This is a genomic window from Pseudacidovorax intermedius, assembly GCF_003350475.1.
GTDB classification, from domain to species: domain Bacteria; phylum Pseudomonadota; class Gammaproteobacteria; order Burkholderiales; family Burkholderiaceae_C; genus Xenophilus; species Xenophilus intermedius.
In genome coordinates, this window is sequence record NZ_QQAV01000003.1 from 360,802 (window position 1) to 382,972 (window position 22,171).

The window sequence follows — 22,171 nt, forward strand, 5'->3', positions numbered from 1 at the left end:
CCGGTGCACGCTCGCGCTGACCGGCTTGCCTCACCAGATGGGTGCTCGCTCTCCACCGACGCGCCTTGCGCACTGCACGGCGCCGCGAATGGCACCTCCGCACGCACACCGTCATCCTCCGCCTCGACGTTGCGCGCGAGCCCTCCGCTTTTCAGGTCGCGGAGCCTTGAGACCATCAGGGTCGTGGAGTCCTTGAGTCCTTGAGTCCTTGAGTCCGGGGTCCCCGGCCCCGGCCCCGGCCCCGGCCCCGGCCCCGGTCCTGGTCCTGGTCCTGGTCCTGGTCCTGGTCCTGGTCCTGGTTCATAGGGTCCTGGCGTTTCGAGACAAGGCCGCCCAGTCAACCCCAGACCGTTCGGGCTGAGCCTGTGGAGCCCCGTCCCTATGGGCAGCAAGCAAGCGGCTCAAGCAGCGCTGGGCATTTGCGCCGCGCGCCGATCTGCCCTTCGACAAGCTCAGGGCGAACGGAGTGAGGACCCGGGCGGCCGAACCCAGCCGTTCGCGCGCAGCGTCCAGGCGGAGGGTGCCGGTGTGCGTGCGGAGGTGCCATTCGCGGCGCCGTGCAGTGCCCCGAGCACGTCGGTGGAAAGCGAGCACCCGTCCGGCGAGGCAAGCCGGTCAGCGCGAGCGTGCACCGGGAGCGCGCATGCCGGTGCCCTCTGCCGGCTTAGCCTCGCGGCACTTGCACCTCGACCCTCCGTGCGCCCCACAGACGCCGCCGAGCACTGAGCACCGAGCAATCGACGACCAGACCGACCCCCTCAGTCCCCCAGTCGATACCCCGCCGCCGCAATCGTCCGCTTGGCGATGTTCAGCTGGTGGATCTGACTCGTGCCCTCGTACAGCCGGAACAGCCGCACATCACGGTAGAAGCGCTCGATCGGGTGACCCTGGATGAAGCCCGTGCCGCCCAGCATCTGCACGCACCGGTCGGCTACGCGGCCACACATCTCGGAGGCGAAGTACTTGCAGATCGACGCCTGCAGCGTCACGTCCTGCCCCGCATCGCGCTCGCGCGCCGTCTGCAGGATCAGCGCGCGCGCCGCCTGGATCTCGGTCTGGCAGTCGGCGATCAACGCCTGCACCAGCTGGAAGGCAGCCACCGGCTGCCCGAACTGCCGGCGCTGCGCCGTCCAGGCAATGGCCTCTTCCAGCATGCGGATCGCGGGGCCCGTGCACAGCGCCGCCAGATGGATGCGCTGCTTGTTCAGCACCTTCATCGCCGTCTTGAAACCCGTGCCCTCCGTCCCGCCGATGAGATGGCTGGCCGGCACGCGGCAATCCTGCAGGTGCACCTCGGACACCGGCGAGCCGGCCTGGCCCATCTTGCGGTAGGCCGCGGCCGTGGACAGCCCTGGCATGTCCCGCTCCACCAGAAAGGCGCTGATGCCCCGCGCGCTCGCGTCCTGCGGATCGGTGCGCGCCATCACCGTGAACAGGCCGGCGATGGGCGCGTTGGTGATGAAGCACTTGGTGCCATTGAGCACATAGTGATCGCCTTCGCGCACCGCCGTCGTCTTGAGCGCCGTAGCGTCGGAACCGGCCTCGGGCTCGGTCAGCGCGAAGGCGCCCGTCAACTGACCGCTGGCGAGCAGTGGCAGATAGCGGTCCTTCTGTGCGGGCGTGCCATCGGCCACCAGCGCCTCGGAGCCGATGCCGGTGTTGGTGCCCACACGCGCACGGAAGGCCACCGAGGCCTGAGACAGTTCCATCGCCGCCAGCACCAGCTCTTCGGTCGTCATGCCCATGCCGCCCCAGGTCTCGGGGATGGACCAGCCGAAGAAGCCAAGGCGCGCCATGTCCTCCACCAGGTCGCTGGGCACCTCGTCGCGGGCCTCGACCTCGGCCTCGCGCGGGATCAGGCGCTCGCGCACATAGCGGCGCAGGGATTGCAGGGTTTCGTCGAAGGCGGCGGGGTCGCGGATCATGGGGGATGAGGGATGAAGTGAGGAAAGACGGACGGTGGACCAAGGTCACTCAGTGATGCCCTGAGCGGGTGCCCAGGCTTCGACAGGCTCAGCCCGAACGGCGTTGGGCCGACTGGCCCGCATTGGGCCGTGAGGCAGGATGGGCAGAGCGGCTTCGCGGCGTGGCGGGCACCTCACAGCGCACCGGCCGCCCGCAGCCCGCGCAGGTCTTCGGCCGTGAGGCCCAGCGCGCCGAACACTTCGGCGTTGTGCTCGCCCACCGCCGGGCCGGTGCGCGGGGGCTGCGGCGCATGGCCGCCGAAGCGCGGCACCGCGGCGGGTGCGGGCACCGAGCCCAGCTCGGCATCGGGCAGCCGCACGATGGCGCCGCGCGCGGCGAAGTGCGGATCGGCCAGCACGTCGTCGATGTCGTAGACCTTGCAGAAAGGCACCGAGTGCGCATCGAGCGCGGCCCGCAGCTCGTCATGGCTGTGCGCGGCGCACCAGGCGGCCACGCAGCCGTCCAGCGCGTCCAGATGGCGCACCCGTAGCGGGTTGGTGGCGAAGCGCGGATCGGCGGCCATGTCGGGCGCCTGCATGGCGGCGCAGAGACGCCGGAAGATGGCGTCGGACGAGCCCACCAGCGTGATCCAGTCGCCGTCCTTCGTGCGGTAGATGTTGGACGGCGCGGTGTAGGTGGCGCGGGCGCCGCTGCGCTGGCGCGCATGGCCGGTGCGCTCGCGCTCCACGGCCAGCGGCTCCAGCACGCGCAGCAGCGCCTCGGTGGCCGACAGGTCGATCTCGCGGCCGGGCGCATCGGGGCAACGCGCCCGCTCGGCGGCCGCTGCGGCGATGGCGAAGGCGCCGAACAGACCGGCCATCGAATCGCCCAGCGGAAAGTTCACATGCTGCGGCGGGCCGGCCGCCTCGCCGGTCAGATGGGCCAGGCCACCCATGGCCTCGAAGATGCGCGCAAAGCCGGGCCGGCCGGCGTAGGGCCCGGTCTGGCCGAAGCCGGTGAGCCGCAGCACGATGAGGCGCGGATTGGCCCGGTGCAGCGTCGCCAGGTCCAGGCCCCAGCGGTCGAGCGTGCCGGGGCGGAAGTTCTCCACCAGCACGTCCATGCCGGCCAGCAGGCGCAGGAACAGGGCGCGGCCGGCGTCGGTGCGCACGTCGAGCGTGATGCCGCGCTTGCCGCGGTTGAGCACCTTCCAGTACAGCGCATGGCCAGGCTCGACCGGCGCCAGCGAGCGCAGGGCGTCGCTGCCATCGGGCAGCTCCAGCTTGGTCACCTGCGCGCCCAGGTCGGCGCACAGCGTGGCCGCGAAGGGCGCGGCCACGACAGTGGCCATGTCCAGGATGCGCAGACCGTGCAGCGGCCCTTGCGCGGGATCGAAAGCGTCGGCCATGCCTCAGTCCACCCGCGCGCCGGTGGACTTGACCAGCGCCGCCCAGCTGCGGCTGTCCTTGGCGATGAGGGCGCCGAAGTCCTCGGGGCTGCCGCCGCCGGGCTCGGCGCCCAGGTCCACCAGGCGCTTGCGGATCTCCGGCTTGGCCACGGCCGCCACCGCCACTTCGTTCAGCTTCGCGACGATGGGTCTGGGCGTGCCGGCCGGCGCCATCAGGCCCTTCCAGGCCGTGACGTTGAAGCCGGGCAGGCCGGACTCGGCCACGGTGGGAATGTCCGGTGCACCGCTGGCACGCGACGGGCTGGCCACGCCCAGGGCCCGCAGGCGGCCGGACTGCACCTGGGGCAGCAGCGCCGGCATGTTGTCGATCATCACCGTGATCTGGCCCGAGATCAGGTCGTTCATGGCCGGCGCGCTGCCCTTGTAGGGCACATGGACCATCTGCGTGCCCGCCATCTGGTTGAACAACTCGCCGCCCAGGTGCGCCGGCGTGCCGTTGCCCGGCGAGCCGAAGGAGACCTTGCCCGGATTGACCTTGGCATAGGCGATGAACTCGCGCACATCGCGCGCCGGCACCGAGGGCGTGACGGCCATGAGCTGATGGTCGCGCGCCAGCAGGGCCACCGGCGCCAGGTCGGTGGCCGGGTTGTAGGGCATGCGGCCATACAGGCTGGGGTTGATGGCGATGGGGCCGGCCGCCGCCAGCAGCAGGGTGTAGCCGTCGGCCGGCGACTTGGCCACCATGTCGCCTGCGATGTTGCCGCCGGCGCCGGGTCGGTTGTCCACCACCACGGGCTGGCCGAGCCCGGCGCGCAGTTCCTCGGCGATGAGCCGGCCCACCACGTCGGCGGAGCCGCCGGGCGCAAAGGGCACGACCAGGCGGATCGGCTTGGTGGGATAGGCGGCCTGCGCCGAGGCGAGCGGCGCGGCCAGTGCGAGGCCGGCCGCCAGCGTGGCGGCCATCAGTTGCTTGAACATGGTTGTCTCCGAGGAAGCATGCGCTCGTTGGCGCGATGTGGCCCGAAGACTAGGCAGACGCAATCCTGCCGCCAACCGCTGTTTCGCTATATTGGACAAGCCTCGCCTGTCGTATTGCACCTCTCACCTGCCCCTTTGCTTCATGCCGACCGCCGACCCACGCTTCGCCGCCACGCTGGCCCATGGCCTGGACGTGCTGGAAGCCTTTGCCGGCGCGCCCGCCGTGCTGACCAATGCGGCGCTCGCGCAGCGCACCGGCCTCGCCCGCGCCACCATCACACGCCTCACCACCACGCTGGCCAGCCGCGGCCTCGTCGTCCCCGCCGGCGAAGGGCGTGGCCACCGGCTGGGCAGCGGCGCGCTGACGCTGGGCTATCCGCTGCTCGCGCAGCTGGGCCTGCGACGCATCGCCCGGCTGCCGATGAAGCAGCTGGCCGATGCGCTGGGCGCCTCGGTGTCGCTGGGCATGCGCGACCGGCACCGCATGGTCTATGTGGAGACCTGGCGCAACAACGACCCGCTCACCTTCCAGCCCGACCTCGGGGCGCCGCTGCCCCTGCTGGACACGGCCATGGGTCGCGCGTGGCTGGCCACCGCCACGCCGGCCGAGCGCGAGGCCGCACGCGCAGCCCTGAGCGACGTGGAAGGCGCGCAGGCGCACCGTTTCGACGGCGTGCTGCGCGAAGCCCAGCGGCAGTGGGCCGCGCAAGGCTTCTGCCATTCCGAAGGCGACTGGCTGCCCGACGTGCACGCGGTGGCCGTGCCGCTGCGCATCACGCTGCAGGGCGGGCACCTGCTGCTCAACGCCGGCCTGCCCGCGCGGCGGCTGGCACCGCGCGCGTTGCAGCGGGAGATCGGCCCATGTCTCGTGCAGCTGGCACGCACCATCGAGGCCGACTGGCGGCGCGCCCTGCTGCGCGACGGCGCGGGCCAGCCACCGGCCGTGCCACCCGCGCCCGCCTGGCTGGTGGGCCATGGCCCGGCCACAGCAAGGGATATGGACCCGCGCGACGGCGGCTTCGCACGCACGCTCGCGCACGGCATCGACCTGCTGCGCAGCTTCGCGCCGGGCGAGCCGGTGCTGGGCATCCGCGCACTGGCGCGCCGGCTGGCCCTGGCACCCAACACCGTGCAGCGGCTGGTGCACACGCTGGTGGCGCGCGGCTATCTGCGGCGCGACGACGCCACGGCCGGCTACCGCCTGGCGCCCGCGGTGCTGGCCGCGGCCTATCCCATGCTGTCGGGGCTGCCGCTGCGGCGGCGTGCGCGGCCGGCCATGCTGGCCCTGGCGGCCCGCACCGGTGGCGCGGTGTCACTGGGCCTGCCGCACGAGACCAGCATGATCTATGTCGAAACCGCCTGGCAGACCGACGCGCGCCTGCTGCCGCCCGACACTGGCGCCCCGATGCCGATGCTGCAGACCGCCATGGGCCGGGCCTGGCTGGCGAGCGTGGACCACGCGATGCGCGAGGCCCTGCTGCACCGCCTGCGCCTGGTCCAGCCCGAGGCCTTCGCGCGGCTATGGCCGGCGGCCAGTTCGGCCATGGCGGACTGCCGGCGCCAGGGGTGGTGCAGCTCGGCGGACTTCCGCCCCGAGATCGTTGCGGTGGCCGTGCCCTTCAGCCGACCTGTCGAGGGGCTGCGCTACGTGATGAACTGCGGCGTGCTGCGCGACCAGGCGGCCGATGCGCGCCGGCTGGCGCAGATCGGCGGCTGGCTGCGCGAGACGGTGGCCGCGCTGGAAAGCGCCGAAGCGCAGAACTGAGGTTTGCCGCACGCGCCGAATCCGACGGCGCTATCGGGCCAGCGTCGCGGCCGAGGGCGGCCGGCACCCAGGGCCTCGCTCAGCCCCACTGCAGCCCGACGGCCTCCACGCCCGCGATGCAGATCAGCTCGTCCTCGTCGCCGGTGCCACCGCTGGCGCCCACGGCGCCGATCACCGTGCCAGACGCGTCCTTGATGACCACGGCCCCGGTCTGCGGCAGGAAGCGGCCCTGCGCCGTCGCCGACAGCGAGACGAAGAAGTTGGGGTTGTCGCGGGCCCGCTCGGCCAGCGCGCGGCTGGCCACGCCCATGCCCACCGCGCCCCAGGCCTTGGCCCGTGCGACGTCGAAGCGGAACATGCTGGCGCCGTCCTCGCTGGCAAAGGCCTTGAGGTGGCCGGCGCCGTCGAGCACGGCCACCGCCATGGGTTTGAAGCCGCGTTCACGCGATCGCGCCAGGGCGGCGGCCAGCAGGCGCTGGGCCTGGTCGAGGGTGAGGGTGAGGGTGGCAGTCATGGTGAAAGAGGTCTCCATCTCGACACAGCCTGTCCGTGCACGGCGCTCATTCGGGCTGCAGGCCGATGGTCTTGACCGCCACCGCCCAGCGCTCGCGCTCGGCCTTCATGAAGCTGCCGAATTCGGCCGGGCTCATGGGGCCTTCGGCCATCGTGCCCAGCGCGGCCAGCCGCTGCGCGGTCTCGGGCTGGGCCATGACCTTGTCCAGGTCGGCATTGATGCGGGCCACCACCGCAGCGGGCGTGCCGGCCGGCGCGAAGATGCCGTTCCAGCCGGTGAACTCGAAGCCCGGCAGGGTCTCGGCGACGGTGGCCACCTGCGGCCACTGCGGCAGCCGCTTGCCGGTGCTCACGGCCAGCGCACGCACCTGACCCCCCTGGATGTAGGCGGTGAGGGCCGCCTCGGGCAGGCACACCAGCTGCAGCCGGCCGCCCAGCAGGTCCTGCAGCGCCTCGGGCGCCTTGGTGTAGGGCACCTGGTTGAGCTTGATGCCGGCGGTGGCGGCCATGCTGTCGAGCACCATGCCCGAGAAGGTCTTGGGCCCCTCGGTACCGGCGGCCAGCATCCCGGGCTGGGCCTTGGCACGCGCGATGAGGTCGGGCAGGTCCTTGGCCGGGAAGCTGGCCGCGGCAGCCAGCACGAAGGGGCTGCGCCCGACCAGCCGCACCGGCACGAAGTCGCGCGCCGGGTCGTAGGGCAGCGACTTGAAGGTGAACACGTTGGTCACCATGGCCGCGGTGGTGGCGTAGTAGAGCGTGTAGCCGTCGGGTGCGGCACGGGCCGCCACCTGGGCGCCGATCACGTTCTGGCCGCCGGGGCGGTTGTCGATGATCACGGCCTGCTGCCACAGGCGCGAAAGCTGGTCGCCGATCTGGCGGGCCAGGATGTCCGGCCCCGAGCCCGCGGGCTGCGAGAGCACGAAGCGAACGGGCTTGTCGGGCCAGGACTGGGCGCGCGCCGCGGGGGCGGCAAGGGGCAGGGCCAGGGCGGCCAGGGCCTGCTGGAATTGGCGTCGGTTCATGGTGCGTTGTCTCCGTCTGTGGTTGTTGTCGTCGTCGAAAGCGTGGTCTGCCTCGCCGCCGGGGTGGCGGCGGGCGCCGTTCAGGCGGCGCAGGCCGTGGCCAGGCCGAGGCGCGTCGCGGCCTCGTCCAGCAGGGCGCCAATGTCCCCGGCCCGCGCCGCGGTGCCGAACACATAGTGGTCGGGCCGCACCAGCGCGGCCACCGCGGCATGCCGGGCGAACCAGTCGCGCACCACGCCCTCGGTCTCGGGCTGCTCGCCCAGGCTGAGGATGCGCAGACCGTCGAAGCCCCCTTCGGGCAGAGGCACCCCGGCGGCCATCACCAGGCGCCAGCCAGGGTCCAGCAGCGCGTCCATGCGGCGCGGCCCCTGTACCGTGCGCAGCCAGGGTTGGGGAAACAGGCTGCCCCGGCCGCCGGCGGATCGCCCGGCCAACAGGCCGGTCTCAAGCCCGGGCAGGATGTCCTGCCTGGGCGTATCGCGCACCTCGCCGCCGGCCTCGGCCAGCAGGCGACGGTCGCGCTCGCGGGCACGATCGGTGTCGCGCTCGCAGATCACGGCGCCCACCTGCTTGATGCGGCTGGTGAGTTCGCGCACATGGGCGCGGCGCTCGTGGCCGTAGCTGTCCAGCAGCGCGTCGGCCGCCTCGCCCTGCACCTCGCGGGCCAGCACGGCGCCCAGCTTCCAGGCCAGGTTGGCCGCGTCGCGGATGCCCTGGCACATGCCCTGGCCCAGGAAGGGTGGCTGCATGTGGGCCGCATCGCCCGCCAGGAAGACGCGGCCGCGCCGCCAGTCGGCCGCCACCAGCGCATGGAAGCGGTAGCTGGCCTGCCGCCACAGCTCGCCGTGCTCGGGGCCGATCCAGCGCGACAGCAGCCGCCAGGTGGCCTCGGGCGTCGCCATCTCGCGCGGGTCCTCACCGGCCTTGAGCGAGATCTCCCATCGGCGGTGGTTGCCAGGGCCCAGCACCAGCGTGCATGGCCGCTCGGGCTCGCAGTACTGCACGCTCACGGCGGGCAGGCGGGCCATGCCGGCGGCGTTGAGCAGCACGTCCACCACCAGCCAAGGCTCGTCGAAGTCCAGGTCCTCCAGCGGCAGGCCCAGCTGCGTGCGCACGCCGCTGCTGCCGCCGTCGCAGGCGATGGCATAGCGGGCCTGCACGGTGTGGGTGCCGCCCTGGCGCTGCAGGGTGAGCTGCACGCCCTCGGCGTCCTGCGCGAGGCCGGTCATCTCCACGCCCAGTTCCGCCGTCACGTTGGGCAGGCGCGCCACGCGCTCGCGCAGCGCCTGCTCCACCGGCGGCTGGGTGAACACCAGCGAGGGCGTGTAGCCCTGTGGATAGGGCGGCGGCAGCATGGTCATGCGCCGGATCAGCTGCCCATCCACGCCGAAGTACTCCGAGTTGGAGAAGGGCTCGGTGAAGGGTGCGATGGCATCCACCACGCCCAGCTGCTGGAAGACGCGCATGATCTCGTGGTCCAGCGCGATGGCGCGGGGGATCTGGTAGACCTCCGTCAGCCGGTCGCACACATGGACCTTGAAGCCCCGCTGGCCCAGCAGCCCGGCGGCCACCTGGCCCACCGGCCCGTAGCCCACGATGGCAACGTCGTAGACAGGCGCGGCCGTCATGCCTGCGCTTCCGCGACGATGGGGTTGGAAAGCAGACCGACGCGCTCGATCTCCACCTCGTAGGTGTCGCCGGCCTTCATCCACACCGGCGGCGTGCGCGCCTGGCCCACGCCGGCGGGCGTGCCCATCACGATCACGTCGCCCGGCTCCAGCGTGAGCACCTCGGCCAGCAGCGCGATGGTCTCGGCGACGCCGAAGATCATGTCGGTCGTGTTGGCGTCCTGCATGACCTCGCCGTTGAGGCGGCCCTGGATGCGCAGGCCGGTGGCGCCGGGCGGCAGTTCGTCGGCCGTGACCAGCACCGGGCCGAAGCCGCCGGTGGCGTCGAAGTTCTTGCCGATGGTCCACTGCGGCGTGCGCTTCTGGTAGTCGCGCACGCTCATGTCGTTGAAGCAGCTGTAGCCGAAGACGTACTGCAGCGCATCCGCCTCCTTCACATGCCGCGGCACGCGCTGGCCGATGACGACGGCCAGCTCGGCTTCATAGTCGAAGCGGGGCGACACGCGCGGTACCACGCCGGCATCGCCATGGGCGATCAGCGAGCTGGCGCCGCGGAAGAAGAACCAGGGGTAGTCGGGCTTCTCGCGCCCGCCTTCCTTGGCATGGTCGAAGTAGTTGAGGCCCAGGCAGACCGTCTTTCCCGGCTCGGGCACCAGCGGCGCGAGGCGAGCGCCGGCCATCGGGACGCGGGCGGCGTCGGCCTCGGCGCAGGCGGCGGCCAGGGCCCGCAGGTCGATGCCGGCGGCCAGGGCGGCGCGCAGATCGGCCGGAATGTGGCCGTCGGCATCGTTCAGGTCGATGAGCATGTCGCCCTCGACAAGGGCCAGGCGGGGTGCGCCATCGCGCAGGTAGGTGGTGAACTTCATGGAACGCCGTGCAGAAGGAAGAGGGATAGGGAAAGAGAAGAAGGCGCGGGTGCCGCTCAGGCCGGCGCGAACAGCACCTGCCGCTGCGCCGCCTTGAGCTCGGGGCCGGGCATGGGTGCGATGCCCCATTGGTCGATGCGGCCCGGCGGCCACTTCCAGTGCTCGGGGCCGCGCGAGACATAGCTGTCGTCCACCTGCTCCACTTCGGCCGTGTATTCGATGACCACGCCGAAGGGGTCGATGAAGTAGTTGAAGAGGTTGTTGCCCGGGCCATGCCGGCCAGGGCCCCACTGGATGGGATGGCCCGCGTCCTTCATGCGGCCACCGCCGCGCATGACCGACTCGAAGTCCGGCATCAGGAAGGCGATGTGGTTGAGCGCATCGTTGTCGGTGATGCCGATGGCCAGGGTGTGGTGGTCCCGGTTGCAATTCATGAAGGCCATGATCCCGGTGCGGTCCGCCAGCCGGAAGCCCATGGCCCGTTCGAAGAAGGCCTTGGTGTCGTCCACCGCATGGCTGTTGAGCACGGCGTGCGTGAGGCGGATGGGCATGTCGGCCATGGGCGCATCGGCCTCACGGCGCGCATCGCCATGCACCACCTGGAAGACACGGCCATGCGGGTCCTTGAACTTCATGCCGATGCCGCCGGCCGGATCGCGGGTCAGCGCATGCGGCGCGGCCAGCAGCGTGCCGCCGGCGGCCACCGCGCTCTCGCACAGGGCGTCCAGCGCCTCGCGGCTGCGGGCGCGCAGCGTCACCTGTCGCACCTGGGGCGCGTCGCCGCCCTGGTGCAGGGCCAGCAGGTAGTCGTCGTCGCCGGTGCCGCGCAGGTAGAGCACGTCGTCGCCGCGGTGGGCCACGGCCAGATGCCAGGTCTGGGTATAGAAGGCCTCGGCACGGGCGAGGTCGGGCACGAACAGGGCCACGCTGCGCAGGCCCTCGATCCAGGGGGAACTCATCGTCTTGTCTCCTTCGCGCGGCCGCCCCGGGTGCGGGAGCCGGTCGGCGTCGTTGCTGTTGCGGCGGATCGTAGGAAGCCGCCCCCATCCTGTACAGACGATCTGGCCGATTCCTAAAATCGATTTCATGGATATCCGTTCGGTCGACCTCAACCTGCTCGTGCTGTTCGACACCCTCATGCAGACGCGCAGCGTCAACCGCGCGGCCGAGGCCATGGGGCTGAGCCAGTCCGCCACCAGTGGTGCGCTGGCACGGCTGCGCGGCGTGTTCGACGACGCGCTGTTCGTGCGCACCGCGGCGCAGATGGAGCCCACGCCGCGCGCCCAGCAGCTGGCCCCGGTGGTGCGGCGGGTGGTGCAGACCATCCAGCAGGAGATCCTTCAGTCGCCCCACTTCGAGCCCGCGCAAGCGCAGCGCAGCTTCACCGTCCTCACGCCCGACATCGGCGAGGTGGCCTTCCTGCCAGGCGTGCTGCGGCGGCTGCAGCACGAGGCGCCGGGCGTGCGGCTGCATGCGGTCTCGCGTGCGCGGGCCGCGGCGGCCGATGCGCTGGAAAAAGGCGAGGCCGACCTGGCGATCGGCTTCTTTCCGGACCTGCAGAAGGCGGGCTACTTCCAGCAGTCGCTGTTCACCACCACCTACGAATGCATCACCAGCGCCGCCAACACGGCGCTGGGCGAACGGCTCACGCTCAAGCAGTACCTGGCAGTCCGGCATGTGGTGGTGCGGCCCGACGGCCGCGAGCACCTGCTGGAGCGCTTCCTCGACGCCAAGGGCTGGCAGCGGCAGGTGACGCTGGAGCTGTCGCACTTCATGAGCCTGCTGGCCCTTCTGCCCGGCACCGAGCTGGTGGCCACCGTGCCGCAGGACATCGCCACCGCCGTGGGCCGGCACATCCCGCTGCGCACCCTGGCCCTGCCCTTCAAGCCGCCGCCGCTGCAGGTGCAGCAGTTCTGGCACCGGCGCATGCAGAACGACCCGGCCAACCGCTGGCTGCGCGGGCTGTTCCATGAGGTCAACCGGCGCGAGGCCGGCGCGCGGCTGCCGGTGTGAGCGCCACCGGCGCCATGGGCGACGTCGACCCCCCGACGCCCCGACGCCCCGACGCCCCGACGCCCCGACGCCCCGACGCGCCGGTGCGCCGGTGCGCGCTTGCGCAACCGCATCCACCGGACCCGCGCCACAGGGCCATTCAGCTTCGGTCAGGGACGCGCGCCTATGCTCGGCGCCCTTGCCACACGGCGTGACCGCCCCTCGCCTTCTCCATGACCCACCGATCCGCTTCGTCCTTCCTCGCCCTGTCCCCCTCCACTGCACGGCGCCAGGCCCTGCGCGCAGGCGCCGCGTTGCTGGCCGTTGCGCTGCTGCCGGCGGCCGGCGCCGCAGAATCCGAACTCGCCGTGGGCAGCGCCCTGCCGCCCCTGTCCGTCAACGACCAGTTCGACCGGCCGGTGGTGGTGGACGTCGGCACCCGGCTGGTGCTGTTCGCGGCCGACAAGGCGGCCGGAGACGTTGCCACGGAGGCGCTGAAGGCGCATCCGGACGTGCTGGCCCAGCAACGGCTGGTGTACGTGGCCGACATCAGCGGCATGCCGGCCGTCATCACCCGCATGTTCGCGCTGCCCAAGATGCGCGACCTGCCCTTTCCCGTCGGCCTGGTGCGCGACGCGCAGCTCACCGCCGCGCTGCCGCGCAAGGCGGGCATGCTGACGCTGATGGTGCTGGAGGGCGGCACGGTGCGCGGCATCGAGTATTTGCCCGACGCCGCGGCCGTGCGCAGCCGGCTGGGCATCGCCAGCTGATGCCGCGGCCGAGAGCGGCGCTCAGAGAGGGCGCAAGCGCCCGAATCGCCATCGCCGGACTCGGCCGCGACCTCGCGCCCCCGTAGGACACGGGCGCCAGACGGCGCCTCTGACTGCCGTCCTACACGAATCTCGCCGCCATCCGCGGGACGATCCCGGCCCAACGCACTCTGCGAAGGCCTCCGCCGTGACACGTACCCCCGAAAAGCCGCCCTTCAACAACGTCCGCAAGCCGGTGCGGGCCGAAGGCTCGCCGCGCGAGGTGCAAGACCACAAGGACGACATCTTCTTCGCCGCCATCGAGATGACCCGCATGCCCATGCTGGTCACCGATCCGCGGCAGCCCGACAACCCCATCGTCTTCGCCAACCGGGCCTTCCTGTCGATGACCGGCTACTCGCCGGAAGAGATCATGGGGACCAACTGCCGCTTCCTGCAGGGCCCCGGCACGGACCGCGCGTCGGTGGCCGTGATCCGCGACGCCATCGAGAGCCGCACCGAGGTGCAGATCGAGCTGCTCAACTACCGCAAGGACGGCAGCACCTTCTGGAATGCGCTGTTCATCTCGCCGGTCTACAACCCGGCGGGCGAGCTGGTGTACTTCTTCGCCTCGCAGCTGGACGTGAGCCGCCGCCGCGACGCCGAGGACGGCCTGGCCCAGGCGCAGAAGATGGAGGCCCTGGGCCAGCTCACCGGCGGCATCTCGCACGACTTCAACAACCTGCTGCAGGTGATGTCGGGGCACCTCGACCTGCTGGAGCTGCGCGGCCGCATGAACAAGCTCGACCCCGAGCATGTGCGTCGCGGCGTCGACAACATCCGCGAGGCGGTGAGCAAGGCCTCCAGACTCACCAGCCAGCTGCTGGCCTTCTCGCGCAAGCAGAGCCTGCGCGGGCGGGTGATCAACCTCAATGCGGTGACCAAGGACATGACCGACCTGGCGGTGCGCACGCTGGGCGAGCAGATCCGGGTGGAGTTCAAGCTCGAAGAGAACATCGGCAACTGCCAGCTCGACCCGACCCAGCTCGAGGTGGCGCTGCTCAACGTGCTGGTCAATGCGCGCGACGCCATGCCCGAGGGCGGCACGCTGACGCTGCAGACGGCCAGCGTGGACGTGGGCGAAGACGATGCCAACGCCTTCGCCGGCCTGCCGCCGGGCCGCTATGCCACGCTGTCCGTCACCGACACCGGCCACGGCATCGACAAGGCGCTGCTGGCCCGGGTGATGGACCCCTTCTTCACCACCAAGGAGGAAGGCAAGGGCACCGGCCTCGGCCTGTCGATGGTGTATGGCTTCGTCAAGCAGTCGGGCGGCACCGTCACGCTGTACTCCGAGGTGGGCATGGGCACGACCGTGCGCATGTACTTCCCGACCGTCGAGGCACGTCCGACGGCGGTCGTGCGCGGTGCGCAGGCGCACTACCGCGGCGGCGACGAACGCATCCTGCTGGTGGAAGACCGTGAGGAGGTCGGCATGCTCGCGCGCGACATGCTCGAGGGCCTGGGCTACAGCGTGCGCCTGGCCACCTCGGCCCAGGAGGCACTCACGCTGTTCCGCAGCCTTGGTCCCTTCGAGCAACCCGACCTGCTGTTCTCGGACGTGGTGATGCCGGGCGGCATGAACGGCTACACGCTGGCCCGCGAGATCCAGAAGCTGCGCCCCTCCACGCGGGTGCTGCTGACCACCGGCTTCGACCGCGACCTGGGCAGCCTGGACCATGTGGCGCCCGCGGAGTTCGAGATCATCAAGAAGCCCTACCGCCTCGCCGACCTGGCGCGCAAGGTGCGCGACGTGCTGGACGGGCCCACCGGCTCGCACACGGTGGGGGGCTGAGCACCGGGCAGGACGCGTCTGCGCGCGAGTGGTCAGCGCAGGGCGGATGCGGACGGCGTGCCGGCGTAGCGCTCCACGCGCTGGCCTGCCAGCTTCCAGCCGCTGACGGCTTCGTTGGTTTCCGTGCGCGCCACCTGCAGCCGGCCGCTGATCCAGACCGTGTCCATGGTGCCCACCGAACGGGCCGGCGTTTCCAGCCGCACATGAACGATCTGGTTGGCGGGTGGCGGCGGCGTGTGGATGCAGGCACCGTAGTGCGGCACCAGCAGAAGCTCCCGCAGGCCCTGCGCCGTTTGCTCCAGCGGTACCACATAGCCGGGCAGGCGCACCAGGGTGCCGTCCAGCGCGGCGTTGGTGGGTGCCTGGTCCCACACTCGGCGCAGTCGCGCCAGAGCGGCCTTGGCGCGCGGGTCGTCGTCCGACAGCTGGCGCAGGTCGACGCCGCCGGCGCTGAACTCCGCCCACGGGTCCCAGCCCGCGGGCAGCAGGGCGTCCCAGCCGATGGTGCGGTAGGCGGGCTCCCGGGCCCAGGCTGCCGCAGCGAGGCCAGGCAGCAGCAGACCCGCGATGAGGGTTCTTCGCGACAGCGTCATGGGCGATTGCCGCCATCCGGCGGGCGGTTGGGCTGAAAGGGCGCGAGCTTCTGGAACAGCAGCGGACCGGCAAAGCTGGGCAGGTCGTGCTCGTGATCGTCATGGGGGGCCACGCCTTCGCGCGACTTGCGCAGCCAGTGGCGGGCCAGGCCTGCATCGCGCGGCACGCCTTCGCCGCGCTCATAGGCGCGGCCCAGGGCCCGCTGCGCGCGCACGTCGCCCGACTCGGCGGCCTTCTCCAGCCAGGCCATGGCACGCGCGCCGTTGCGCGGCACGCCCTCGCCTTTCAGATAGGCGCGATACAGCGCAAATTGCGAATGCGCGGCGCATCCATCGGCACTGCCCGCCGTGCGCTGCCACCAGCCCACGGCCAGCGTCGCACTCTGCTTGGCACCGCCCCAGCCCTGCTGGTGGAAGTCGCCCAGTTGGCAGGCCGCCGCCACGGAGCCGCGACGGGCGGCCACCAAGAACCAGCGGTAGGCCGCATCCAGATCCCGTTGCACCGGCGGCATGCCGTTGAGATAGAGGAAGGCCAGTTCCACCTGCGCCCGCAGATGCTGACGCTGGGCCGCTCGTTCCAGCTCCTCACGGGCGCGTTGCGGATCGTTGGCCAGGCCGGTCAGGCCGCGGTAGTGCCGCGACAGCGCATAGGCCGCCTCGGCATCGCTGCGCGCCGTGGCGCCCGCCGGGGCCGCCACCAGCGCGGCCACCATCAAGACGAGGGTGGCGCCCTGCCGGCAGGCCCTGCGCATGGCGACGACGGGCCGCACGCTCACTGGAAGGTCTTGGTCGGATCGGCCGGCACCACGATCTCGCTGGCCGGCGTGAGCGACAGCGTCACCGTCGCGCCCTTCTGCAGCGTGCCCAGGATGCGCACCGCGTCGGCCAGCGAGCCCAGGCGCTGGGTGCGAAGGACTTCGGGCGGCCGGATCGTGCCCTTGGCCGCATGCACCGACTCCACCGGCCCGCCCTTGTAGACGATGCTGCGGTTCAGGCCCGGGCTGAACTGGGTGTAGCCCTCGGGAATGAACCCGCGGTACGGGCCGTTGTCCAGCACCTCCAGCGACACCTGCACGTAGTAGCCGCCCGGATCGTTCACGTACTGGTCGGTGGCGGTCACGATACCGTTGGCCAGCAGCGGGATGGCCGGGTTCTTGTTCTGCGGACCGACGAAGCCCTGCACGATGCGCGCATCGTCGAGGATGCGCGCCGGCACCGACGTGAGCCCGTTCTCGCGGCCCGGCTTGAAGGGCCCCGAGGTCTCGATGCTCTTGTAGCTGCTGTTGGCGGCGTCGCTGGCCTTGTACGAGGCCACCGAGCGGCGCTTCTCCAGCTGGTTGGCGAATTCGCTGGTGATCTTCGTGCCGTTGATGGACGGCGAGTCATACACCTTCGACTGCATGGCCTCCATCATGGTCAGCTGCCGGCCGGCATTGGCCGGGTCGCGGTTGTAGGCCTTGAGTGCCTGGTAGACCTCCACGATGGGGAACTGGTTGGTGTGCTGCGGGCTGACGAAGTCGGCCGTGATGCTGTTCTGCAGGTAGCTGAAGCCGTGCTGGTACGACAGGCGCAACCAGCCGTTGGCCTCCGTCGGTGAGGTCAGGCCATTGAAGCCGTAGCCGCCGTGGTAGCCGAAGGTGTAGAACTGGCCGTCGACCGGGTTCTTCACCTTGAACAGCATGTTGGTGGTGCCCGGCGTGTGGCCCGGGGCCCAGATCACCATGATCTTCACGTTGCCGTAGTCGTACCACTTGTCGTATTCGTAGAAGTTGGTGGTGCGGGCGCGGATCACCGTCTCGGTCGCCGGCAGCGCGCCGGTGATGTCGAAGGTGTTGCCCTGCAGGTCGGCCTTGACGCCCTGCACGTCTTCCTTGGAGGCCCACAGCGCCACCGGCTTGCCGGCGTTGTCCATCATGCGCAGCTGCTCGACCACGGTGCCGTAGTGGTCCGAATGGCCGTGGGTGAGCCAGATGTCGGTGACCGAGCGCGGGTCCAGGCCCAGCAGCTCGATGTTCTTCCAGTACTGGTAGCCGCTGTTGGGCCAGCCGGCGTCGACCTTGATGACCTTGTCGTCGGACTTGTCGTCGGGCGTGCCCATGTCGGCCACGAGCAGGTACGAGGCCACCTCGTTGTCGCCCACGTAGTACATGGTGTTCTTCACCATCTCGAAGGGCTCGGTGCTGCGCGCGTACGGTGCCGTGGTGGGCGTGGTGGCGTTGATGTTGACGTAGGCCTGGCCCGAGACCGGGTCGGTGCCCTTGTCCGCCAGCATGGGGCTGTTGGACGGCACGTCCCACACGGGCTTGCCATCGCTCGTCGAAGTCGGCGTGAAGTACCAGATGGCGACCACGCGGGCCTTGTCGGCGTTCTTGTAGTTCTGGTCGAAGAGCAGGTACGCCGCCTGGCGGCTGGTGGTGGCGTAGTCGTAATTGGCCGTGACGGGCAGCGCATCGAGCGTGGAGGCCGCACTCTGGCTGTAGTCGGCGGTGTTGACGTTGTAGACCTTCACGTCCGGCGCCAGCGTGTAGCTTTCCTCGTAACGCTTGATCGGCGGGTTGTAGGCGCGGCCAGCCTGGTCGGCGGTCACCACGCGGCCATCGCCCACCGTCACGCTCGTGCCGGTCTTGCCGTAGACCCAGCCCGCGGCCACCATGGGCCCGGGCTCGTCGCCCCGGCGCGAGACGGCCGCGCCATAGCGGGCCAGGTTGAACTGCGCCGCAGCCGAGCTGCCCTTGCGCAGGATCACGTTGAAGGTGTCGGCCGCCTCGTCGGCCGTGACGACGCTGTCCGCCGTGCTGCCCGCCACCCAGTCCACCAGGTTGCCGGGCACCAGCTTGGCCACCAGCGCCTGCGCCGCATCGGTCGCCAGCGGTGCGGTGGTCAGCGTGACCGGGCCCGAGGCGGCCAGCACGGCCACCTTGACGACCGAGCCGCCGTTGCCACCTTCGGTGACCGGGGCCTGGTAGACCAGGCCCGCCTGGCGCGGCGGCGTCGTCTGGGTGACCGGATCGGTCTGTCCCGGCGTCGAGGGGCTGGTGGTGCCGCTGCCCCCTGTGCCGCCGGAGGCCGCCAGCAGCAGCGCCGCGGCCCCGCTGTTGTTGCCCCCGCCACCGCCACAGGCGGCAAGCATCGCGGCGGCGGCCGCGACGGTCAGGGCGAGCGACGACGTGCCGCTTCTGAGGATGGATTGCATTGTCTTCTCCGACTCGTTGTGGGTGGCTCGTTGCGGCCGTTCTTGGGCGACGGCTTCGCGGATTCGGCAAGGGCGGGCGTTGGCCCGCCCACGGCTCATCGCACCATCGCGGGCCGCTTGGGATCGAAGCGCCAGCCGGGCACCAGATGCCCCATGGCGATGGCGTCGTCGCGCGCGCCCAGGCCGTGCGCGCGGTAGAGCGCATGCGCCTTGTGCACTTCGTCCATGTCCAGCTCGATGCCCAGGCCCGGGCGTGCCGGCACGGCGATCCGGCCGCCGGCGATGGTCAGCGGCTCGCGCGTCAGGCGCTGGCCGTCCTGCCAGATCCAGTGGGTGTCGATGGCCGTGATGCGCCCCGGTGCCGCGGCGGCCACATGGGTGAACATGGCCAGCGACACATCGAAGTGATTGTTGGAATGCGAGCCCCAGGTCAGGCCCCAGTCGCGGCAGGTCTGGGCCACGCGCACGCTGCCGGCCATGGTCCAGAAATGCGGATCGGCCAGCGGGATGTCCACCGACTGCAGCGCCAGCGCATGCACCATCTGGCGCCAGTCGGTGGCGACCATGTTGGTGGCGGTGGGCAGGCCGGTCTCGCGGCGGAACTCGGCCATCACCTCGCGCCCGCTGAAGCCGCCTTCGGCGCCGCAGGGATCTTCGGCATAGGCGACCACGCCCTTCATGCGGTGGCCCAGGCGCACGGCGTCCTTGAGCAGCCAGGCGCCATTGGGGTCGAGCGTGATGCGCGCCTGCGGAAAGCGCTCGTGCAATGCGGTCACCGCATCGACCTCGGCACCGCCGGCGAGCACGCCGCCCTTGAGCTTGAAGTCCTCGAAGCCGTAGCGCGCATGCGCTGCCTCGGCGAGGCGCACGACCGCCTCGGGCGTGAGGGCCTCCTCGTGGCGCAGCCGCAGCCAGTCGTCCTGCGCGTCGGGTTCGCCGGCATAGGGCAGGCTGCTCCGGCGGCGGTCGCCCACGTAGAACAGGTAGCCCAGCACGGGCACGTGGTCGCGCTGCTGGCCTTCGCCGAGCAGGGCCGCCACGGGCACGCCCAGATGCTGGCCCAGCAGATCGAGCAGGGCCGACTCGATGGCGGTGACCGCATGCACCGTGGTGCGCAGGTCGAAGGTCTGCAGGCCACGGCCGCCGGCGTCGCGGTCGCTGAAGGCCGCCTCGACCTTTTGCAGCAGCTGGCGCAGCGCACCGACGGGCTGGCCCACCAGCAGCGGCGCGGACTCCTCCAGCACCTGGCGGATGGATTCGCCGCCGGGCACCTCGCCCACGCCGGTGCGGCCGGCGGTGTCGGTCACGAGCAGCAGGTTGCGGGTGAAGAAGGGCGCATGCGCGCCGCTCAGGTTGAGCAGCATGCTGTCGCGTCCGGCCACGGGGATGGCCTGCACCGACGCGATGCGCGGCGTGTCGACGGCCATCGCCGTCGTGACTCGGTCCAGCACGGTGGCTTACTCCGCGCTGATCTTGCCGGTCTCGATGACCTTCTGCCAGCGCGCGAATTCCTTCTGCTGGAAGGCCGCGAACTGCTCGGGCGTGTTGGCCACGATCTCGAAGCCCAGGGCGGTGAAGGGCTCCTTGACCGAGGCGTCGTTCAGTGCGGCGACGACGGCATCGTGGAACTTCTTGCGCACGTCGACCGGCAGGCCCTTGGGTCCGACGACGGCCTGCCACGAGTAGACGTCCACGCCCTTGATGCCCGACTCCGCCAGCGTGGGCACGTCGGGCAGCAGCGTGGAGCGCTTGTCGGAGGTGATGGCCAGCGCCTTGAGCTTGCCGCCGCGGATGTACTGGATGACGGCATTGATGTTCTGGAACGAGGCGTCCACCTGCCCGCCCAGCAGGTCGGTGATCACCGGAGCGCCGCCCTTGTAGGGCACATGCAGGCCCGAGGTGCCGGTCTGCTGCCAGAACAGCGCGGCCGTCAGGTGGTCGCTGGAGCCGGTGCCCGAGGAGCCGAAGCTCATCTTGCCGGGATTGGCCTTCTCGAAGGCCACGACATCGGCCACGGTCTTGTAGGGCGAGTTGGCGGGCACCACGAGCACGTTCGGCGCCTGCACGGCGACGGTGATGGTGTCGAAGTCCTTCAGCGCGTCGTACTGCACGCCCTTGATCAGGTGCGGCGCGATCACCAGCGGGCCGAGCGAGGTGACGAGAAAGGTGTAGCCGTCGGGCGCGGCGCGCTTGACGAAGGTGGCGCCGATGGTGCCAGTGGCCCCGGCCTTGTTGTCGACCACGACGGGCTGGCCAAGCGCGGCCGTGACCTTGGGGCCGATGGCGCGGGCGACCATGTCGGTGGAGCCGCCGGCCGGGAAGGGAACGATCAGGTTGATCGTTTTGTTGGGCCAGCCCTGGGCCAGGGCGGGCGCCGCGGCCGTGGCGGCCAGGGCAAGGCAGGCGATCAACTTTTTCATGCGAGGTCTCCGGAAGAAAGGAATGGGGGAAGGTCGAGGCGCACCGCGGACAGCCTGAGATGCTGCAGGTCCTGGGGCACCAGGCACGCAAGCGCGCAAGCCCAACCGGTAGCGCTACCAAGTATGACGAAATGGTAGCGCTACCGAATTGATTTGCTGCTCGGGTTTGTCCTAGTGCGGCAGCGCCTTGACCTGCCGCCAGCCCTCAGGTCGTCTCGCGCTCGATGATGGAAAAGCCGATGTCGATCACCGGCTGCTCGACGCGGCGGCCTTCGGCCCGGTCGAGGATGAAGCGCGCCGCCTGCTCGCCGATGGCGGCACCCTTGATGTGGACCGAGGTCAGCGCGGGATGCGAGTCCGCCGCGAATTCCTGGTCGCCGAAGCCCACCAGCGCCAGCGCCTCGGGCACCGCGATGCCCTGGCTGTGCGCCTCGGCCAGCACGCCCAGCGCCAGCAGGTCGGAGCTGCAGAAGATGCCGTCCACCGCCTCGCCCGACTGCAGCAGCTCGCGCAGCGCCAGGCGGCCGCTGCGCATGGTGGTGGGCGCCGGCACGCGGATGTGCCGCGCCTCGGGCAGTCCCAGACTGCGCACCGCCTCTGCGAAGGCCGAGGTGCGGCGACTGGCGCGCTCGTCGTCGCCCGCAATGATGGCCAGCCGGCGCCGCCCCTTGGCATGCAGCAGCAACGCCACCTGCCGCCCCGCCTCGGCATGCGAGAAGCCGACCAGCATGTCGATGGGCGTGGGTGTCAGGTCCCAGGTCTCCACCACCGGGATGCCCGCCGCGGCCAGGCGCTTGCGCCCCTGGGCCGAATGCATGATGCCGGTGAGCACGATGCCGTCGGGCCGCCGGCTGATGATGGCCTCCAGCAGCGCATCCTCGCGGCTGTGGCCGTAGCCCGACTGCCCCAGCATCAGCTGGTAGTCGTGGTCGGCCAGGGTCTGGATCAGCGCCTGGATCGCGTTCTGGAACACCGGCCCCGAGATGGTGGGCACCAGCGCCGCCACCAGGCGGCTGCGCGACGAGGCGAGGCCGCCCGCGATGCGGTTGGGCACGTAGCCGGTGCTGGCCACCGCCTCCTGCACGCGCCGCAGCACGTCGGCCGAGACCTGGGAGGGCGTGTTGACCGCCCGCGAGGCAGTGATGGGCGCCACGCCGGCCAGGCGGGCCACATCATGCAGGGTCACGGCCCCGCTGCTGCGGCGGCTTCGGCGGGGCGCGTCGTCGGTCATCGCGGCATTCTAGGAAGAGGGGGCTGGGCGTCCGACTGCCGGCCGCGCGCCGG

General features: G+C 71.1%; 18 protein-coding genes. 4 read left to right on the forward strand and 14 right to left on the reverse strand.

Translation table 11 applies throughout. The features are described from left to right. Window positions 1–758: 758 nt before the first annotated feature. The 3 genes from DFR41_RS11200 to DFR41_RS11210 form a co-directional block, all read right to left on the reverse strand. Window positions 759–1,925 (reverse strand): acyl-CoA dehydrogenase family protein, encoded by a 1,167-nt coding sequence (locus DFR41_RS11200; protein ID WP_114802750.1) that lies wholly within the window; start codon window positions 1,923–1,925, stop codon window positions 759–761. 173 nt (window positions 1,926–2,098) lie between these two features. Next, window positions 2,099–3,313 (reverse strand): CaiB/BaiF CoA transferase family protein, encoded by a 1,215-nt coding sequence (locus DFR41_RS11205; protein WP_114802751.1) that lies wholly within the window; start codon window positions 3,311–3,313, stop codon window positions 2,099–2,101. Between the two features lie 3 nt (window positions 3,314–3,316). Continuing rightward, on the reverse strand, window positions 3,317–4,291 hold the full coding sequence (locus tag DFR41_RS11210) for a Bug family tripartite tricarboxylate transporter substrate binding protein (RefSeq protein WP_114802752.1): 975 nt from the start codon (window positions 4,289–4,291) through the stop codon (window positions 3,317–3,319). A 142-nt stretch (window positions 4,292–4,433) separates the two neighbouring features. On the opposite strand from DFR41_RS11210, the gene DFR41_RS11215 reads away from it, so the two are divergent. Beyond that, window positions 4,434–6,056 (forward strand): IclR family transcriptional regulator, encoded by a 1,623-nt coding sequence (locus DFR41_RS11215; RefSeq protein WP_114802753.1) that lies wholly within the window; start codon window positions 4,434–4,436, stop codon window positions 6,054–6,056. 79 nt (window positions 6,057–6,135) lie between these two features. Here the strand turns inward: DFR41_RS11215 and DFR41_RS11220 are convergent, their stop codons facing one another. From DFR41_RS11220 to DFR41_RS11240, 5 genes are all read right to left on the reverse strand, one after another. Beyond that, a complete protein-coding gene (locus DFR41_RS11220; protein ID WP_114802866.1) occupies window positions 6,136–6,570 on the reverse strand; it encodes a GlcG/HbpS family heme-binding protein in 435 nt (144 codons plus the stop codon). 46 nt (window positions 6,571–6,616) lie between these two features. After that, window positions 6,617–7,591, reverse strand: coding sequence for a Bug family tripartite tricarboxylate transporter substrate binding protein (locus DFR41_RS11225; RefSeq protein ID WP_114802754.1), 975 nt, complete (start codon window positions 7,589–7,591; stop codon window positions 6,617–6,619). A gap of 80 nt (window positions 7,592–7,671) precedes the next feature. Then, a complete protein-coding gene (locus tag DFR41_RS11230) occupies window positions 7,672–9,219 on the reverse strand; it encodes a bifunctional 3-(3-hydroxy-phenyl)propionate/3-hydroxycinnamic acid hydroxylase (RefSeq protein ID WP_114802755.1) in 1,548 nt (515 codons plus the stop codon). Then, window positions 9,216–10,085: a fumarylacetoacetate hydrolase family protein gene (locus DFR41_RS11235; protein WP_017758997.1), complete on the reverse strand. Its 870-nt coding sequence runs from the start codon at window positions 10,083–10,085 to the stop codon at window positions 9,216–9,218. Before DFR41_RS11235 ends, DFR41_RS11230 begins: the two co-directional genes overlap by 4 nt. 56 nt (window positions 10,086–10,141) lie before the next feature. Beyond that, window positions 10,142–11,044, reverse strand: coding sequence for a VOC family protein (locus DFR41_RS11240; protein WP_114802756.1), 903 nt, complete (start codon window positions 11,042–11,044; stop codon window positions 10,142–10,144). Between the two features lie 127 nt (window positions 11,045–11,171). On the opposite strand from DFR41_RS11240, the gene DFR41_RS11245 reads away from it, so the two are divergent. The 3 genes from DFR41_RS11245 to DFR41_RS11255 all read left to right on the forward strand — a co-directional run bounded on the left by DFR41_RS11245 (window position 11,172) and on the right by DFR41_RS11255 (window position 14,681). After that, window positions 11,172–12,098, forward strand: coding sequence for a LysR family transcriptional regulator (locus tag DFR41_RS11245; RefSeq protein ID WP_017758999.1), 927 nt, complete (start codon window positions 11,172–11,174; stop codon window positions 12,096–12,098). Window positions 12,099–12,310: 212 nt separating this feature from the next. Continuing rightward, window positions 12,311–12,847 (forward strand): hypothetical protein, encoded by a 537-nt coding sequence (locus DFR41_RS11250; RefSeq protein ID WP_147284336.1) that lies wholly within the window; start codon window positions 12,311–12,313, stop codon window positions 12,845–12,847. Between the two features lie 187 nt (window positions 12,848–13,034). Beyond that, window positions 13,035–14,681, forward strand: coding sequence for a histidine kinase famiy protein (locus DFR41_RS11255; protein ID WP_114802758.1), 1,647 nt, complete (start codon window positions 13,035–13,037; stop codon window positions 14,679–14,681). Between the two features lie 32 nt (window positions 14,682–14,713). On the opposite strand, the gene DFR41_RS11260 is transcribed toward DFR41_RS11255, so the two are convergent. The 6 genes from DFR41_RS11260 to DFR41_RS11285 all read right to left on the reverse strand — a co-directional run bounded on the left by DFR41_RS11260 (window position 14,714) and on the right by DFR41_RS11285 (window position 22,118). After that, entirely contained in the window at window positions 14,714–15,274 is a 561-nt protein-coding gene (locus tag DFR41_RS11260) for a DUF3299 domain-containing protein (RefSeq protein WP_114802759.1), read from the reverse strand. Beyond that, window positions 15,271–16,050, reverse strand: coding sequence for a tetratricopeptide repeat protein (locus DFR41_RS11265; protein ID WP_114802760.1), 780 nt, complete (start codon window positions 16,048–16,050; stop codon window positions 15,271–15,273). Before DFR41_RS11265 ends, DFR41_RS11260 begins: the two co-directional genes overlap by 4 nt. Further along, entirely contained in the window at window positions 16,047–18,467 is a 2,421-nt protein-coding gene (locus DFR41_RS11270) for an MBL fold metallo-hydrolase (protein WP_170159350.1), read from the reverse strand. The genes DFR41_RS11265 and DFR41_RS11270 overlap by 4 nt, the downstream gene beginning before the upstream one ends. 95 nt (window positions 18,468–18,562) lie before the next feature. Then, window positions 18,563–19,894 carry a glucarate dehydratase gene (gene gudD, locus DFR41_RS11275; protein WP_114802762.1) on the reverse strand — a complete coding sequence of 444 codons (1,332 nt, stop codon included), beginning with the start codon at window positions 19,892–19,894 and terminating at the stop codon, window positions 18,563–18,565. A gap of 30 nt (window positions 19,895–19,924) precedes the next feature. After that, the gene (locus DFR41_RS11280) at window positions 19,925–20,887 is read right to left on the reverse strand and encodes a Bug family tripartite tricarboxylate transporter substrate binding protein (RefSeq protein WP_114802763.1); all 963 of its coding nucleotides are present in this window, start codon (window positions 20,885–20,887) and stop codon (window positions 19,925–19,927) included. Window positions 20,888–21,092: 205 nt separating this feature from the next. Next, on the reverse strand, window positions 21,093–22,118 hold the full coding sequence (locus DFR41_RS11285; RefSeq protein WP_017761854.1) for a LacI family DNA-binding transcriptional regulator: 1,026 nt from the start codon (window positions 22,116–22,118) through the stop codon (window positions 21,093–21,095). Between the last annotated feature and the right edge of the window lie 53 nt (window positions 22,119–22,171).